Origin of the sequence: Paenibacillus sp. UNC499MF, assembly GCF_900107975.1 — a bacterium.
GTDB lineage: Bacteria > Bacillota > Bacilli > Paenibacillales > NBRC-103111 > Paenibacillus_F.
Genome location: NZ_FNVF01000013.1, coordinates 37,527 through 49,823, shown reverse-complemented (window position 1 = coordinate 49,823; position 12,297 = coordinate 37,527). Strand labels below are relative to the sequence as shown.

Sequence of the window (12,297 nt, the reverse complement as noted above, 5' to 3'; positions counted from 1 at the left end):
CAAGAACGAACTGCAAGAACGAACAACAAGAACCAGCGGGTTCGTACGTCAACCACCGGCAGCGTTCCGCAGTGACCGATAGACCGATCAAGGGAGGGAAGCCTCTAGCTGTACGTTCCGCTTAACGTTAAAGATCAAACAAGGACGGTCAACAAGCGTTATCAACAAATACGGTCAGCAAGAACTGCCGAAAGGGACAAGTTTATTTTAAGAAACCCCAAGCTTGGTATACAATAGAAGAAGCGCGTCAACCATTCTGTGTGAAAAGGGTGAACCCCATGAAAGAATCTCAACCCGTCAAATTAACTTCCCTCTCCAGCAAAGGAGGCTGCGGCTGTAAAATCGGTCCGGCCGATCTGTCCCAGGTTCTGCGGGGGATGCCGGCTCCGCTGCCGAATCCGAATCTGCTTGTCGGTCTGGATACGAGCGACGATGCGGGCGTATATAAACTTAGCGATGATCTGGCTCTCGTGCAGACCGTCGATTTTTTTACTCCGATTGTAGATGATCCTTATTCTTTCGGGCAGGTTGCGGCTGCGAACGCGATCAGCGATATTTACGCCATGGGCGGCAAGCCGCTGACCGTGCTGAACATCGTGGCTTTTCCGATCAAAACGCTCGACAAGCAGGTGCTTACCGATATTTTGAGAGGGGCTGCCGATAAAGTCCAGGAAGCCGGCGCAACGCTTGTGGGAGGTCATTCCATCGACGACAACGAGCCGAAATTCGGCCTTGCCGTAACGGGACTGATTCACCCGGACCGGGTGCGGACCAATGCGGGAGCGAAGCCCGGGGACAAGCTTATTCTGACGAAGCCGATCGGCGTGGGCATTTTGACGACGTCCATCAAAAAAGATCAGCTCAGCGAGGAAGAAGTGCGGCGCGTCACGTCGGTGATGGCGACGCTGAACAAAACGGCCGCCGAAGTCATGGACGGCTTCGAAGTGCACGCGTGCACGGACGTCACCGGCTTCGGGCTCCTCGGACACGCGTCCGAGGTTGCCAAAGGCAGTGGTGTAGGCGTGCGTATCGGCGCCGATGACGTGCCGTTTCTTCCGCGCGTGCGCGAGCTGGCCGAAGCCGGCTTCGTACCGGGCGGCACGAAGAACAATTTCGCGCACGTGCAGGATACGGTCGATTTCGATCCGTCTATCGATCAAATCGGCCAGTGGATGCTGTGCGACGCCGTGACATCCGGTGGGCTGCTCATTTCAGCCGCGGCCGGGGATGCGGACGAGCTGCTCGCCCGGCTGCTGGCCGCAGGCGTCGAAGCGGCGATAATCGGCGAAACGACAGCCGATCATCCGGGACGGATTGCCGTCGCGAAGACCGTCCGTTAACAGCCCGTTTTCCGGCATAATAAAGGAGTGTTTGCAGCAATGTTTCGTGATATAACGGTTGAACAGCTGCTTGAGCTGCGGGAGCAGCGGGGCATCCAGCTGATCGATGTGCGTTCGGAGGGAGAATTCGAGGAATTCACCATCCCGGGGAGCAGCAATATCCCGGTGTTCGACAACGAGGAACGCAAGGAAGTCGGCACCATTTATAAACAGGTGAGCGTTCAGGCGGCGAAAGAGAAAGGGCTGGAGATTTTTTCGGCCAAGCTGCCGTCATTTATTAAACAGTTCGAGGAAATTCCCGGGCAGAAGGCTGTCTTCTGCTGGCGCGGGGGGATGCGGAGCAAAACGGCCGCGACGGTGACATCCCTGATGGGGATTCAGATGTACAGGCTGGCGGGCGGCATCCGTTCTTACCGCAAATGGACTCATGAAAAGCTGGAAACGTTCGAGTTCAAACCGGCTTGTGTCGTGATCGGCGGTCCGACGGGCTCGGGCAAAACCGAGCTGCTTCAGAAGCTGAAAGAAGCGGGATATCCCGTGCTGGATCTGGAGACGATGGCGCAGCACCGGGGCTCTATTTTCGGCCAGATCGGACTTCGTCCCAGCAATCAGAAGACGTTTGAGTCGAGACTGGTTCATGAACTGATGGAGGTCAATGAACAGCCGTTCGTTCTCGTGGAAGCGGAGAGCAAACGCGTCGGGAAAGTGGTAATGCCCGATTTCCTGTTCAATGCCAAGGAAGCGGGAATTCCTCTTTTCCTGGATATTCCGATGGAGCGCCGTGTGGCCAATATTGTGGCGGAATACCAGCCGGCTTTGCATAAAGAAGAATGCATCGATGCGTATCAGCTCATTAAAAAGCGGATCCATTCGCCCATTGCGGCCGCCATTGAGCAGTTTTTAAAAGAAGACCGGTTCGGCGAGGCGGTCGCTCTGATGCTGGAGCATTATTACGACCCCCGCTATGCGCATTCCGCTCAAAACTATGAGCAGGAAGCCATAACGCTGCAGGCCGCGGATACGGACGAAGCTTTCCGTCTGGTTACGGCCCGGCTCAAAGAGCTTTTTCCGGGCTACCGCCCCAAAATTCAATCATCGAACGTCGTTTGACGTTTGATCGGTGCACCCGTTTCTCCCGTTTTGTGCGGGATGGACGGGTGTTTTTACGTTTTTCTCCATTTTTCTTCCGGAACCTGTGTCAAAAACGGGAGATACGCTTATACTGTATTATCCCCTGGGCATTCGTCTAGAAGACAGACAGCCGCAGCGGGGCACACTATCAGCGGAGGTGGCGAAAGGATGACGTGGATCGAATTGTCCGCCGTCGGTGCGGCAATCGCATTTGCGATCCTGGTCTGGCAGGCGGTGCTGGCGCTTCAGGCGTTCCGGCAGTCGCTGATCCGGCTCGAAGAAGCGCTGGACCGGTCCAGGCTGAAGCTGGAAGAGACAGCGGACCGGACAGCGGAGCTTCTGGAAGAGACGAGAGAGCTCGCCGCGGAGACACGGCTGCACCTTCGCACCGCCCGGGGAGTTCTCGACGGGGCCGGGAAATTCGGCACCGCCCTCCATGAAGGCGCGGAAGCTGTCGGCAGCGCGGCGTCCGCCCTGGCGCAGTCGGTTCTGAAGGTACAGCACGCTGTACATACCCGGCAGAACCGGATTGCGGAAGCCGCCGACTGGACGGCAGCGGGAATCGAACTGTGGCGCCGGTGGCAGAAAAGCAGAAGCGAAGCCGCCGCAGAGGAGTCTTCCGCATCTTCAGCGGATTCAGGCGCCGCGGCTCCGGACCCTCGGGGAAAAGGCGTTTTCCTGGGAGGGCTGTAATGGCGTAGAAGTGCGGATACGGATCCATCGCCCTAAGCTCCAACCATGCGGGTTTGGCGGTCACAGGCGACTGCTTGTACCGGTAGCTTGAAGCAGGCAGGCCGAAAAGTGAAGGCTAAAACAGAAGATCCGGACTCCCCGGGCTGAGGTCGAGCTGAAGGCTGAGAGCCGGAGCCATACGCCGTAAGGCGTAAGCGGAGAGTCGGAGTCAAACTGTATGTCGTAAGGCGTGAGCGGAGAGCAGGGCCCACCAAGGCCGTATGTCGTAAGACATAGGCAGAGTACCCTAAGCTGCGTCTCATGCTCCTTACGCCGCAAGCAGAGCATCGGAAGCCAGGTGCCGAGGGCAGGCAGGCCGTAAGCCGCAGACCAAAGTGTCAGACCACTGACGCAGTGCCCCGCTGACGCAAGGACTAGACTGCCGATCGGCAGAGAACGGATGCACTTGAAGGCCGGACTGCCGGATAACGTTTTGCGCGGTCCGGAAATAAACTCACCAAATTTAAAGGAGAGATGGTAAAATGGCTAACTCGACAAGAACGAAAGATCTGGTGTTCGGAGCGTTGTTGGGAAGTGTGGCAGGCGCGGTAACGGCGCTGCTTTTCGCGCCTAAATCCGGCAAGGAGCTGCGTTCGGATATTGCCGTACAGGCGGCCAATGTCTCGGAGAAAACGCAGGCAATCGCACGTAACGTAGGGGAGAAAACTTCCGAGCTCGTCGGCAAGGCGAAAGAAGTCACGCTCAACGCGGCGGAAGGAATCCGCTCTTTTAAAAGCGGAGAAAGCCAAATTCCTGGCAGGCTGGCGGCGGACGAAATCGAGGCTTCCGACGCGGCGCCGGATCTGGTCATTCTCGGAAAATAAAAATACCAAAGAACAGCGGCGGCCCGCTTATGGGCCGCCGCTTCATTTTATGGAATAAAAGTTTGGATCAATTGCAAGTATGCCGGCATGAAACCCGGGAAGAAGCACTTGCACGGAAGGGCCAGCGCCCTCTCATTCCGCCGCCGGGCACGCGTTCCGCTTGCGGAACAGATTCGGGGAAATGCCTTCGCTTTTTTTGAAAGCGCGGCTGAAATATTTCTCGTCCTGATAGCCGACCGCTTCCGCGACCGTATTGATCTTTAACTCGGGATCGGCCAGCAGCAGCTTGGCTTTGTTAATGCGCAGACGCGTCACGTAATCCGATAAATTTTCTCCGAATTCGGTCTTGAACGAACGGGAGATATGGCTTGGACTGAGGTGGAATCTTTCGGACAAATCGTCGAGCAGAATCTGTTCGCGGTAATGAAGCCGCACATATTTCTCGATGCTGCGGATAACCGGATTCCGGTCGCCCCGCAGCAGGAACTGGGCGATGCCGGTCAGAATCGATTCCATCCGCTTCGTCCAGACGGTGAGATCCGGCTTTCCGTGCTCGTCGAGCGGCAGGCAGAATGACAAATCGTCCGCCGTGCCCAGCTGTTCCTCGCCGTCCTCGCCAACCTCGTTCTCCAGCAGCAGCCGGCTGTGCAGCAGGGCAAACTCCTGCCACCACATTTCGAGCTGGCGGGTGTGGATATACGGGAGCTTGCGGATTTGCGTCTCCCACAGCCCCAGTGCGCGGCGGATGCCCGCCAGGTCGTTCATCCGGACCGCTAGCGTCAGCTCGTCTTCGAAGGCGGCCAGCGGCGCCTGCAAAGTGCCGAGGGCCTGCCTGCGCACGTGATAGGGATGCAGGAAGGTGTCCTGCTCCCGGAGATTGCGCAGCTGAAGGGCCGTCTCCGCTTCGTGGAACGTGCGCTGAATCCCCGAGGGGAACGGCTGGACCGTTCCGTAGCCGAGGTGGAAGTGCCCGCGCAGGGCGGCGTACAGGCCCGCGTTGATCTCTTCCAGGATCGGTCCCGCCTGATGGAAGCGGTCGAAGAAGAGCAGAACGGCCGCATGACGGTGCCAGTGGCGGAACGCAAGGCCGAGATTGCTTTTGCTCATAAATTCGCTGCAAATGTTCGTAACCGCAAACAAAAGCAGATCCATCGCGCTCTCGAACTTCGCCTGCAGCCGCGCATCCAGCGGCTGGAGGGAGACGACGGCGGCAAGCACCTGCTTCTGGTCGCGGCCGATTCCGAATTCACGCTCCAGAGTTTCCGCGTGAAGGGGATACTGCTCGGGATCGAGCAGCAGCTGGACGAAGCTCTTGTCGGCCAGCATCGGTTTGTACAGGTTCGCCTTGGTCTCCGACTGCAGCCGCCGGGCGCGTTCGTTCTCTTCGCTGCGCCAAGCCGCGACAGCGCGTCCGACCGCTTCCTCCAGCTCCTCTTCGTCGATCGGCTTCAGCAGATAATCGAAGCTGCCGAACTGGAGGGCGCTGCGCACATAAGTGAAATCGTCATAGCCGCTGATGACGATCGCTTTGGTCGGAATGCCGCTTTCGGCGATCCGGCTGAGCACGTCAAGCCCCGTCAAGCCCGGCATCATGATGTCGGTAAAGACAAGCTGGGGCTTCTCGTCATTCATCAGCCGGATGCCTTCCTCGCCGGATGAAGCCTCCAGCACTTCGGTAATATCGTACTGCTTCCAGTCCACAAGCAGCCGGATCGTCTCGCGGACGTGAGCTTCGTCATCGATGATCAGCGCCTTCATTCGGGTTCACCTTCTTCCTGCATAATCGGTATCGTCAGCAAGACGCGGAAACCGCCGGCTTCTCCCCGGCCGATTTCCATGGTGGTCTGCTCCCTGTAATAAAGCTTGAGGCGGGAAAGCACGTTGGCCAAGCCGATATGGTTTCCCGGCTCGCCCATTTCCGCCATGCAGGCTTCCAGGTCCGCCCGCAGCGCGGTCAGCTCGTTCTCCCCGATGCCGAGCCCGTTATCGGAAACCTCGATTTCAAGGAGGCTGCGGGCGGCGGAGGAACGGCAAACGATGCGGACGATATTATCGCTCCGGCTGCCGTCGAATCCGTGCTTGAAATAGTTTTCCACCAGGGGCTGAATGACCATTTTGGGCACGAGAATCGTTTCAAGTCCGGGTTCGAGCTCCATTTCCGCTTCAAACTGGTCCCGGAAGCGCTGTTTTTGGAGCTTAATATAGGACTTCGCGTAGTCCCATTCGCTTTTTAACGGAACGATCGTTTCTTCCGTTTTCATGCTGTACCGCATCATTTTGCCGAGCGAGGAAATCAGGGAATACACCTCGCGGTCCCCTTTCTGGAGGGAACGGGCGGCGATCGACTGCAGGGCATTGTTGATGAAATGCGGATTAATCTGGGCCTGCAGCGCTTTGAGCTCATTCGTTTTATTCGCGACTTCCAGCTTATATTCCCGGAGAATCAGTTCATTGATGGTATGCATCATCGAACGGAAACGTCTGGCAAGGATGCCGAGCTCGTCGTCGGCTTTGACCCGGATGTCCACGTTCATGTTTCCCGACTCGATTTTGTTCATATAACCGATCAGCGCGGAGATGGGCGCCGTCATCCGCAGCGAGACGTAGATCGTCACGACGGTAGCCAGTCCCAGAAAAATAACGCCGACGAGCGTCCAGATACCGGTAAGCTCCCGCTGGCTTTTGTACAGAACGGAGTCCGGAATCCCTTTGACGAGAAGCCAGCTTCCGCCGGGCGCACGAATGGTTTCGTAAATGTGTATGCCGTTGTAGGAAGCATCCTCCGAACGGAAGTAACCGCGTTCCGCGTGGGCCGCCGACTGGTTCAGCTCTCCAAGCCACGGCACGGGTTTCTTGATTTCCTCGGGATCGGGGTGGGCCTGGTACATAATTTCGCCGGAAGGCCCGATAATATAAAGTTCTTCGCTTCCTTTGGTATACAGCTCGTCACAGATCGCTTTGATCGTGTCCGGCGAGAAATCCAGGGACAAGGAGCCGAGCGGAATGTTATCCACAATGTTGGTCAAGGCCGTCTGGTAAGTAAACACGTCTCCGGACGAATAGCTGAAAAATTGCTTGCCGTAGGCGGACATGGGGTGGGGAGGCGTAATCCGGCTTTCTTCCGGGCGTATATCCGGTTTGAACGGCGCGGCTCCCTGGTCGGTCCGTACGAGCCTGTTTTCCGATAAAAGATACGATTTGCGCGCTTGTTCCACATATAAGTAAACCTGCCGTACATCCTGCGACGCATATTTCAGCGTCTGCATGGAGCGCAGCATTTCCTGCTCCGTCAGAAACAGACGGGATTCGGAAAAAAAGTTGTCCGTCCGGTTCTCCAGTATTTCGAGCATCACGGTATTGTGGTAGAGAAGCTTCATATTCTGCTCGACGCTCTGGAGGTAGGTATCCAGATTGAGCTTTCCCTGGTGGATCAGATTCAGATTATCCCGGATCGCCTTGTCTTCCAGCTTGGACTTCGTATAGAAGTGAGAGACGAGAATGGAAGTCGCGATCGGCAGGATCGTCGCCGCCAGAATAAAGGCGATCAGTTTGTTGCGGAGTCTGGACCGCATCGCAATTCCCCCTGTCGCTGCTTAGTGGTCGTGCCGGCTTCTTGTCGGCATAGTAAGTGTACATCAGGATGCCGGGCGTGCAAATACACGGGCGAAAGTTTTGCCCTCACCGCAAAATAGTCCACCAAAGGAGCAATCTAAGGTGTGTTTAACGCCCCTAAACTGAATTACAATCACAGTATAAAGCATAAAAAGACACATTTGAAAGCGATTGCAAAGAAAGGGGGAGGGAAATCTTGACTACTCGCTCCAAAACGCACGACTGGCTCCAGCAATGGGTATTTGTCGGACCGGCGCTTTTATTTTTCACCCTGATTGTCGTCGTTCCGTTTCTGATGAGCCTTTACTACGCCTTTACGGAATGGAACGGAGTCAGCGAAGGGGTTAAATTTATCGGTTTGGACAACTTCAAACGGATCATTTTCGAGGATACCGATTTCCATAACGCCTTCTGGTTTACGATCCGGTTTTCGGCAGCCATGATTATTTTAACGAATCTGGTCGGGTTTGTCCTGGCTCTGCTCCTGACGAAAGCGTTCAAAACGCGCAACGTTCTGCGGACCGTATTCTTTATGCCGAACGTTATCGGAGGGCTGCTGCTCGGCTTTATCTGGCAGTTTATTTTCGTAAAAGGCTTCGCCTCGATCGGGGAGATGACGGGAATCTCCTTCTTCAATCTTCCATGGCTGGGGGATGCGCCCACGGCCTTCTGGGGAATCGTCATCGTATCGGTATGGCAGGGTGCGGGTTACCTGATGGTCATCTACATCGCGGCACTCGCCAATGTGCCCAAGGACCTGATGGAAGCGGCCACGATCGACGGAGCGGGAAGATGGCAGCTGCTGCGCAGCGTAACGATGCCGCTGATTATGCCGGCTTTTACCGTCTGTCTGTTCCTGACGATCTCCTGGGCGTTTAAAATGTTCGACCTGAACTTGTCCCTGACGAAAGGCGGACCGTTCAACTCTACGGAATCGGTAGCTTTGAACATCTACCAGGAAGCTTTCCGTAATAACCGGCTCGGTCTTGGCACCGCGAAAGCGCTGATCTTCTTCTTCGTGGTCGCTCTGATCTCCCTCATCCAGGTTTCCTACACCAAGCGGAAAGAGGTGGAATCATGAGCAGCGGAAACAAGTATACGGCACGCACCTTTATCCTGGAAATTCTTACGGCTTTGATGGGCATTCTATTCCTTGTCCCATTCTACTTCGTGCTCGTGAATTCGTTTAAACCGTTTGCGGAGCTGCTGCAAAATACGGCCTCGCTCCCGAAATCGTTCAGCTTCGACAACTACTCCAGAGTCGTGGATATCATCCACTTCCCGCAGGTGATGGGCAACTCGCTGATGATTACGGTGCTGTCGAACATCGGGCTCGTTATTTTCGCCTCCATGTCGGCTTACCGGTTCGTCCGCAAGCCTTCGAAGCTGAATAATGTGCTGTTCCTGCTGTTCGTGGCGGCCATGGTCATCCCGTTCCAGTCCATTATGATTCCCCTGGTGAAGGTTGCGAACAACCTGGGGCTGATGGACAGCCGGCTCGGACTTGTCGTCTGCTACTTCGGCTTCGGGGTTTCCCTGAACGTCTTCCTGTTCCACGGATTTATCAAAAGCATCCCGAAGGAAATCGAGGAATCGGCTACGGTGGACGGCTGCGGATGGTTCAGCATTTTCTGGCGGATCGTGTTCCCGCTGCTGAAGCCTATCGCGGTAACCGTGATTCTGCTTAACAGCTTGTGGATCTGGAACGATTACCTGCTTCCGTCGCTTGTTCTGACGAATACGAAGCTGCATACGATTCCGCTCGCCACATACGCGTTCTTCGGCCAGTATACGAAGCAGTGGGATCTCGCGATGGCGGCGCTCACGCTGGGCGTTCTACCGATCATTATCTTCTTCCTGCTGCTGCAAAAACACATCATCGAAGGCATCACGGCAGGCTCGGTCAAGGGCTGAGCATACCCGGATTAACTTCGGCGGAAACCGGCACTTTTCGCTCTAACACACACTTTTCCGCATCACCAGAGAACGGCGATTATCCCGATATCCGGGGTTTACCGCATAGAGCATCACCTTTAGATCGGCACCATCAGATCAGGCTAATACCAGCAAACAGGTTTGCATTAGAAAAGGGAGGTTTTCTTTCATGACCACAAATAAAAAATGGATCGCGGTAGGTTTGACCACCGCTCTGGTAGGCGGTTTGCTCGCAGGCTGCGGCAATAAAGACGAGGGGCAGGGCGGAGCGTCTCCGGCGGGTTCCCCGGCGGCGGGCGGCGAGAAGAAAAACGTCACGCTCAAAATGTTCCAGTTCAAAGTCGAAATTGCCGAGGCCCTTTCCAAGCTGATTGCCGAATACGAGAAAGAAACCGGCGTCAAAATCGAAGTTCAGACGGTCGGCGGCGGTGCGGACTACGGCGCGGCGCTGAAAGCGAAATTCAACTCCGGCGATAAGCCCGACATTTTCAACAACGGCGGCAACTCCGATCTGGACGTCTGGCAGGAGCATCTGGAAGATCTGTCCGATCAGCCGTGGGTCAAAGACCTGGCGCAGGGCGCGGGCGATCCGATCTCCAAGGACGGCAAAATTTACGGCATGCCGGTAGGTCTCGAAGGCTACGGCTATATCTATAACAAAGATCTGTTCCAGAAGGCGGGCATTACCGAGCTTCCGAAAACGCTGACGCAGCTGGAAGACGCGGCCAAGAAACTCCAGGCGGCAGGCATTACGCCATTCGTGAACGGCTACGGCGAGTGGTGGGTACTCGGCAACCACTTCGTAAACGTTCCGTTTGCAAACCAGCCGGAACCCGACAAATTCATTAAAGGCCTGAACGACGGCTCGCAAAAAATTCCGGGCAACACCGTTTTCGACAACTGGGTAAAACTGTTTGACCTGACGCTCAAATACGGCAACAAAAACCCGCTGCAAACCGACTACAACACGCAAGTGACAGAGTTTGCAACCGGCAAAGCCGCTATGACGCAGCAGGGGAACTGGACGCAGGTTCAAATTTCCAAAACAAACCCGAACATCAACATCGGCTTCCTTCCGATGCCGATCTCTGACGATGCCGCCGCGAACGACAAACTGCTCGTGGGCGTGCCGAACAACTGGGTAATCAACAAGAACTCCGCGAACAAGGATGAGGCGAAAAAGTTCCTGAACTGGCTCGTTACGTCCGAAATGGGTAAAAAGTACATCACCAACGAGTTCAAGTTCATCCCGGCTTTCAAAACTATCTCCGTGGACGAAAAAGTCGTAGGCCCTCTTGCCGCCGACATTATGAAATACGCGAAAGACGGCAAAACACTTTCCTGGAACTGGTTCAAATTCCCTGGCGGAGAAGCGACTTCCAAGAAGTTCGGCGATACCATGCAGGGATACGTAGGCAAGCAGATCAGCAAAGATCAAATGCTTCAAGACTTCCAGAAAGCATGGGACAGCTTGAAGAAATAACGAAATACGAAGAAAAGCCCGGCATTCGCTCCAAGCGGATGACCGGGCTTTTTTCGGCGGTTTATAGGCCGGAAATCTTGCGGTTTTTTACGCTACTATTATCGGTTAATAAGGAGCTTTTCGCCAATCACATATAAAAGCGGAAGCCCGGGCAAACGCTTGAAACTTGTCCGTTTTTGTAAGATAATTGAAGTAGAACTAGAAAAAAATGTATGATTTGTCGGAGGAAAGCTCCAGACGAAATCATTCAAAATCTTCATTTGTAAGCGCAAACAAAATGTGATCCTCCCACACGCCGGCAATGTTCAAATACCGCGGGCTGAGGCCGATCTCCACGAAGCTGCACTTCTCCGCCACGCGCAGCGAACGCGCGTTGCGTGGGATGATCGCGGCCTGCACCCGATGCAGGCCGAGGGGGCCGAAGGCGATGCGCAGACATTCGCGCAGCGCCTCGGTCATCAGGCCGCGGCCGCCGTATGCCGCGTCGATGCTGTAGCCGACGTACGCGTTCTGGAACGGACCGCGGCCGATGCTGCTCAGCCGGACCGTTCCGATGAGGAGGCCGTCCGGCTGATGGAACACGCCGAAGCTGTAGGCGCGGTCGTTCGCGGATTCGTCCTCGAATCCGCGGATGGCCGCGAGCTGCGCTTCGGCCGTGAAGAACGTTTCGCCGCGCACGGGCTCCCACGGAGCGTGCTCGGCGCGGTTGCGCTGCCGGTAGTCCAGCAGCGCGGAGGCATCCTCCGGCGCAAGCAGCCGGAGATACAGGCGGCCGGTTTCGAAGCTTCGGCCGGGGGAGAGCAGGGGACTGCGATTCATAGGTTTTGGATTCCTTTCTATCTTTGTATTTGCCTATATGGGCGCAAAATCGTGCGAGTGAGCAAGGAACTGGAACTCTGTTGCCATATCGGCGGGCCGATCGGTCGGCGTGTGATCCGGGCGAATCGCACTGCCCGCCCTAAAGCATGGACAGTTGCGGCACGTGCGGCGATTGGGGCATTCCGAGAGGAAGGCGAGAGGCTGCGCCGCGCTCGGAGGAAAGCGGCAGGCGAGCCCCGCGAAGCTGCTCCATCCGCTGGTGTCAAGCCGTGGCGGAGCGGCGGCACACTGGCTGTGCGCCTCCGGGAGCACAGCCGGTGCAGCCTCGCCTCACGGCTGACGCCTCACGGCTGACGCCTCACGGCTGACGCCTCACGGCTGACGCCTCACGGCTGACGCCTCACGGCTGACGCCTCACGGC

10 protein-coding genes are annotated in these 12,297 nt (G+C 56.2%); 7 read left to right on the top strand and 3 right to left on the bottom strand.

The features are described 5' to 3' along the window. The first annotated feature begins 278 nt into the window (after positions 1-278). The 4 genes from selD to C4S74_RS21150 all read left to right on the top strand — a co-directional run bounded on the left by selD (position 279) and on the right by C4S74_RS21150 (position 4,027). Positions 279-1,340 (top strand): selenide, water dikinase SelD, encoded by a 1,062-nt coding sequence (gene selD, locus C4S74_RS21165; protein ID WP_103997332.1) that lies wholly within the window; start codon positions 279-281, stop codon positions 1,338-1,340. Between the two features lie 39 nt (positions 1,341-1,379). Next, the gene (gene mnmH / locus C4S74_RS21160) at positions 1,380-2,450 is read left to right on the top strand and encodes a tRNA 2-selenouridine(34) synthase MnmH (RefSeq protein WP_103997331.1); all 1,071 of its coding nucleotides are present in this window, start codon (positions 1,380-1,382) and stop codon (positions 2,448-2,450) included. Between the two features lie 189 nt (positions 2,451-2,639). Continuing rightward, on the top strand, positions 2,640-3,164 hold the full coding sequence (locus C4S74_RS21155) for a DUF948 domain-containing protein (protein ID WP_103997330.1): 525 nt from the start codon (positions 2,640-2,642) through the stop codon (positions 3,162-3,164). Between the two features lie 521 nt (positions 3,165-3,685). Continuing rightward, positions 3,686-4,027, top strand: coding sequence for a YtxH domain-containing protein (locus C4S74_RS21150; protein WP_103997329.1), 342 nt, complete (start codon positions 3,686-3,688; stop codon positions 4,025-4,027). A gap of 132 nt (positions 4,028-4,159) precedes the next feature. Here C4S74_RS21150 and C4S74_RS21145 read toward each other — a convergent pair whose 3' ends face one another. Together C4S74_RS21145 and C4S74_RS21140 are read right to left on the bottom strand one after the other, a co-directional pair. Further along, positions 4,160-5,785 (bottom strand): response regulator, encoded by a 1,626-nt coding sequence (locus C4S74_RS21145; RefSeq protein ID WP_103997328.1) that lies wholly within the window; start codon positions 5,783-5,785, stop codon positions 4,160-4,162. Beyond that, entirely contained in the window at positions 5,782-7,599 is a 1,818-nt protein-coding gene (locus tag C4S74_RS21140; RefSeq protein ID WP_103997327.1) for a sensor histidine kinase, read from the bottom strand. Before C4S74_RS21140 ends, C4S74_RS21145 begins: the two co-directional genes overlap by 4 nt. 236 nt (positions 7,600-7,835) lie before the next feature. Here C4S74_RS21140 and C4S74_RS21135 point away from each other — a divergent pair, with 236 nt between their 5' ends. The 3 genes from C4S74_RS21135 (at position 7,836) to C4S74_RS21125 (ending at position 11,057) form a co-directional block, all read left to right on the top strand. Further along, the gene (locus tag C4S74_RS21135; protein ID WP_103997326.1) at positions 7,836-8,720 is read left to right on the top strand and encodes a carbohydrate ABC transporter permease; all 885 of its coding nucleotides are present in this window, start codon (positions 7,836-7,838) and stop codon (positions 8,718-8,720) included. Next, positions 8,717-9,553 (top strand): carbohydrate ABC transporter permease, encoded by an 837-nt coding sequence (locus C4S74_RS21130; protein WP_103997325.1) that lies wholly within the window; start codon positions 8,717-8,719, stop codon positions 9,551-9,553. Before C4S74_RS21135 ends, C4S74_RS21130 begins: the two co-directional genes overlap by 4 nt. Before the next feature lie 190 nt (positions 9,554-9,743). After that, entirely contained in the window at positions 9,744-11,057 is a 1,314-nt protein-coding gene (locus tag C4S74_RS21125) for an ABC transporter substrate-binding protein (protein WP_103997324.1), read from the top strand. A 243-nt stretch (positions 11,058-11,300) separates the two neighbouring features. Here the strand turns inward: C4S74_RS21125 and C4S74_RS21120 are convergent, their stop codons facing one another. After that, on the bottom strand, positions 11,301-11,876 hold the full coding sequence (locus C4S74_RS21120) for a GNAT family N-acetyltransferase (RefSeq protein WP_103997323.1): 576 nt from the start codon (positions 11,874-11,876) through the stop codon (positions 11,301-11,303). Positions 11,877-12,297: the final 421 nt, after the last annotated feature.

Excerpts from the sequence above, each read along its gene's own strand:
- C4S74_RS21140 (WP_103997327.1), bottom strand. The coding sequence starts at position 7,599 with ATGCGGTCCAGACTCCGCAACAAACTGATCGCCTTTATTCTGGCGGCG.
- C4S74_RS21155 (WP_103997330.1), top strand. The coding sequence starts at position 2,640 with ATGACGTGGATCGAATTGTCCGCCGTCGGTGCGGCAATCGCATTTGCG.
- C4S74_RS21150 (WP_103997329.1), top strand. The coding sequence starts at position 3,686 with ATGGCTAACTCGACAAGAACGAAAGATCTGGTGTTCGGAGCGTTGTTG.
- mnmH (WP_103997331.1), top strand. The coding sequence starts at position 1,380 with ATGTTTCGTGATATAACGGTTGAACAGCTGCTTGAGCTGCGGGAGCAG.
- C4S74_RS21130 (WP_103997325.1), top strand. The coding sequence starts at position 8,717 with ATGAGCAGCGGAAACAAGTATACGGCACGCACCTTTATCCTGGAAATT.
- C4S74_RS21145 (WP_103997328.1), bottom strand. The coding sequence starts at position 5,785 with ATGAAGGCGCTGATCATCGATGACGAAGCTCACGTCCGCGAGACGATC.
- selD (WP_103997332.1), top strand. The coding sequence starts at position 279 with ATGAAAGAATCTCAACCCGTCAAATTAACTTCCCTCTCCAGCAAAGGA.
- C4S74_RS21120 (WP_103997323.1), bottom strand. The coding sequence starts at position 11,876 with ATGAATCGCAGTCCCCTGCTCTCCCCCGGCCGAAGCTTCGAAACCGGC.
- C4S74_RS21125 (WP_103997324.1), top strand. The coding sequence starts at position 9,744 with ATGACCACAAATAAAAAATGGATCGCGGTAGGTTTGACCACCGCTCTG.